At 66.0% G+C, this 3240-nt stretch carries 4 protein-coding genes and 2 pseudogenes; 4 read left to right on the top strand and 2 right to left on the bottom strand.

Features of this window, described 5'->3' with window-relative positions:
• The 4 genes and pseudogenes from BJF77_RS01915 to BJF77_RS01900 all read left to right on the top strand — a co-directional run.
• A pseudogene (locus BJF77_RS01915) lies at window positions 1-441 on the top strand (aldehyde dehydrogenase); the annotation flags it as partial.
• 1 nt (window position 442) lies between these two features.
• Window positions 443-1012: a type 1 glutamine amidotransferase domain-containing protein gene (locus tag BJF77_RS01910; protein ID WP_075871118.1), complete on the top strand. Its 570-nt coding sequence runs from the start codon at window positions 443-445 to the stop codon at window positions 1010-1012.
• Window positions 1009-1311, top strand: coding sequence for a putative quinol monooxygenase (locus BJF77_RS01905; protein ID WP_075871117.1), 303 nt, complete (start codon window positions 1009-1011; stop codon window positions 1309-1311). The genes BJF77_RS01910 and BJF77_RS01905 overlap by 4 nt, the downstream gene beginning before the upstream one ends.
• 141 nt (window positions 1312-1452) lie before the next feature.
• Window positions 1453-2583, top strand: coding sequence for an FAD-binding oxidoreductase (locus BJF77_RS01900; RefSeq protein WP_187347237.1), 1131 nt, complete (start codon window positions 1453-1455; stop codon window positions 2581-2583).
• Between the two features lie 208 nt (window positions 2584-2791).
• Here the strand turns inward: BJF77_RS01900 and BJF77_RS19840 are convergent.
• A pseudogene (locus tag BJF77_RS19840) lies at window positions 2792-2935 on the bottom strand (IS3 family transposase); the annotation flags it as partial.
• Window positions 2936-2971: 36 nt separating this feature from the next.
• Window positions 2972-3240, bottom strand: a 269-nt coding sequence (locus tag BJF77_RS20410) for a helix-turn-helix transcriptional regulator (RefSeq protein WP_187347236.1), incomplete at its 5' end; no start/stop codon positions are given.

Genomic DNA, 3240 nt, shown 5'->3' with positions numbered 1-3240 from the left:
GGGCTCGGAGCCGACCGCGGCTGCGAGTGCGTCGGATACCAGGCCCACGATCCTGAGGGCAACGAAGATCCGGCTGCCACCTTGAACATGCTCATCAACTCGGTCCGGTTCACCGGCGGGATCGGCACCGTCGGCGTGTTCGTGCCCCAGGACCCGGGGGCCAAGGGCGAATTGGCCAAGCAGGGCAAGGTGGCCATCGACTTCGGCACCCACTGGTTCAAGGGACAGACCATGGGCAACGGTCAGGCCCCGGTCAAGAGGTACAACCGCCGGCTGCGAGACCTCATCGCGGCTGACAAGGCGAAGCCGTCCTGGATCGTCTCCCACGAGATCTCCCTGGATCAGGCTGCCGACGCCTACAGGAACTTCGACGCCAGGTCCGAGGGTTGGACCAAGGTCGTCATCAAGCCCGGCATGTCAAACGGAAAGGGGGCGAACTGACATGGCAGCAGATCTTCAGGGCAAGAGGGTCGCGATCCTCGCCGCCGACGGAGTCGAACGCGTTGAACTCGAGCAACCCCGCGAAGCACTGGACCGCGCGGGCGCTCAGACCGAGGTCCTCTCGATCCACGACGGCGAGATCAAGGCCCGTAAGAACGACCTGGATGAAGCGGGCACGTTCACCGTCGACGGGCTGGTCGCCGACGCCTCGGTGGGCGACTACGACGCACTGCTGCTTCCCGGCGGCACGGTGAACCCCGACCAGCTCCGGGTCGACAAGGACGCCGTTTCCTTCGTCCGCGACTTCGTCGAGAGCGGCAAGCCAGTGGCGGCGATCTGTCACGGGCCGTGGACGTTGATCGAGGCTGGCGTGGCCGCCGGTCGCACCCTGACGTCGTTTCCGAGCATTCGCACCGACCTGCGCAACGCCGGCGCCGACGTCGTCGACCAGGACGTTGTGGTCGACAAGAATCTCATCACCAGCCGCTCGCCGGAGGACCTGCCGGCGTTCTCCGAGGCGATCGTGTCCCAACTCGCGGGCACCCCGACAAAGGAAGAGGAGAAGTCATGAGTGTGACCAAGGGATTGCTGGTCAGGTTTGACGCGTTGCCCGGGAAGGAGGACGACGTGAAGGAGTTCCTTGACAGCGGCCGTGCGCTTGTTGAGGACGAGCAGGCGACCACCGCGTGGTTCGCGTTCCGCCTCGGGCCGACCTCGTTCGGGATCTTCGACGTGTTCCCCGATGACGCCGGACGCGACGCCCACCTGTCCGGCCCTGTTGCGGTAGCTCTCGGCGAGCAGACCGGCACGTTGTTCTCCGAACCGACGATCGAGAAGCTCGACGTACTGGGCTCCAAACTCCCCGCCTGACACCACAGAACGGGAGCACTGGCCCAGAGAGGAGGGGTGGCTGCGCGCGGTGACTTCGGGCTTACACAGCCCGCTGACGTCGTGACAGCAGCCCCTTCTCTTGCGGCCTATCGCTCATCACTAACAGATCGAGGAACCGCGATGACAGGAACTGAATACGGCGTTGCCACCACGCGTTCACCCGAGGTAGCAGTGATCGGGGGCGGGATCGTCGGCCTGTCGACGGCATACGCGCTGCGGGAGCAGGGCGTGTCGGTGCGTTTGTACGAGGCTGGTCTGCCCGGGACGGGTCAGTCCGCAGGCGAGTCGCGGATCTTTCGGCATGCCCACGACGACCCGCGACTCGTCGCTTTCGCGCGCGAAAGCCGCGGCGTATGGAATCAGTGGGCCGAACACTTCGACGTCGAGCTGGTCTCATCAGACGGTGTGCTGGCGATCGGGGACAGCGCCCTGGCGCGGCTGCGGGTGCTCAACCAGGTCGGCGGCGTGGAAGCGCACGAGATCGACGCGGCCGAGGTCGCCCAGCGGATGCCGTTGCTCGCTGGGTACTCGGGGCCAGCGGTGCTCGACGAGTCGGGCGGCGCGATCCGTACCCGCGCCGCGATCACGGCACTCACGGGTACCCTCTCAGATGCGGTCACCACCGGTGAGGTCATCTCTATCGATCCCCGCGGTGACGGGACGGTCGAGGTGCGCAGCGTCACCGACCGGGCTGTCTACTCCAAGGTGGTCGTGTGCGCCGGCCGCGAAACCGCCCGCCTGGCACGCAGCGTCGGCCTGTCACTGCCGGTTCGCCTTGCTGCACACGTCCGGCTGACCTTCGACGTGAAAGCCGCCGCCCCGGCACGAGTCGCGTGCTTGCAGGACAGCAGCGGCGTCTTCGGCGAAGTCGGCGTCTACGCGACACCGCTACCGGGCAACAGCAGCTATTCGGTCGGACTCAGCGACACCGTCGGCGTCCGCGATGACGGAACTTTCATTGACCCGGCGGCGATTCGATCGTTGGACGAACGCGCACGCGAATACGTGACACGGGCGCTGCCCGGTCTCCACCCAGAGCCGCGCGACTTCCTTCATTGCTGGGTGACCGACCTCCCGTGGAGTGAGGACGGCGTGGCCGTGTGGGAGGCAGGCTCTGTCTTTTTTGTGGCCGGTCACAATCTGTTCAAGCAGGCACCTGCGCTGGGTCGCGCTCTTGCCGGGGCTGCGACCGGCGGCGGTCTCCGCGCCGAGCTCACGCCCGAAGCGCGCCTCGGCGAGGCTCAGAGCTAGAGCGTGTCTCCCCATCGCGTGGGGGGGGGGGGGGGGGGGGTGACGCGCGATTTTAGACAGCATGTCGCGGATGCGGGTGCTTTCGGATGCCGGTTAGAAACTGGTCGAGCCGTTCATCCCGACCTCGGATGGTAATCGGGGTAGACGTTTTTCCTGATCACCGCACGGTGAGGGGATTGAATCGCCCTGGGTTTGATGGAGACTCGCCCTATTTGATTCCGACCAGCTGTTGATGGTCGGTTTGTGCAGCATAGAACGCGTTCTCGAACTCGGCGGGTGGTAGGTCGCCGATGTATCCGTGAAGGCGTGTGGTGTTGTGCCAGTACACCCATCCGAGGGTCGCGAGCTCGAGTGGTCAAGTCCCTTGTTGTGGATGCTCCTATTGGCGTCAAGCGGTTTTGAGGCGTTGCTGGTCGGTCTCCTCGAGCCAGTGCTGACAGCGGTGGACGAGCTCGGGATCGGTGCGGGTGCCCAGCTCCAGGCGCCGTAGCCGCTGGTAGGGCACCTCCAGGGTGCGGGCGGCGTCGGTGAGGCGGATGCCCAGCGCCTGACGTTGCCGGCGCAGCAGCGGCCCCGGGAGGGGATCGGCAGGCGGATGGGTGAGCAGAGCGAAGACTTCGTTGGCGACGTGGCGCTTCAGGCACCGGATGATGTCTC

The organism is Kocuria sp. CNJ-770 (genome assembly GCF_001942375.1).
GTDB lineage: Bacteria > Actinomycetota > Actinomycetes > Actinomycetales > Micrococcaceae > Kocuria > Kocuria oceani.
Note: the sequence above shows the minus strand (reverse complement) of the source record. Positions and strands in the feature narration are given on the sequence as shown.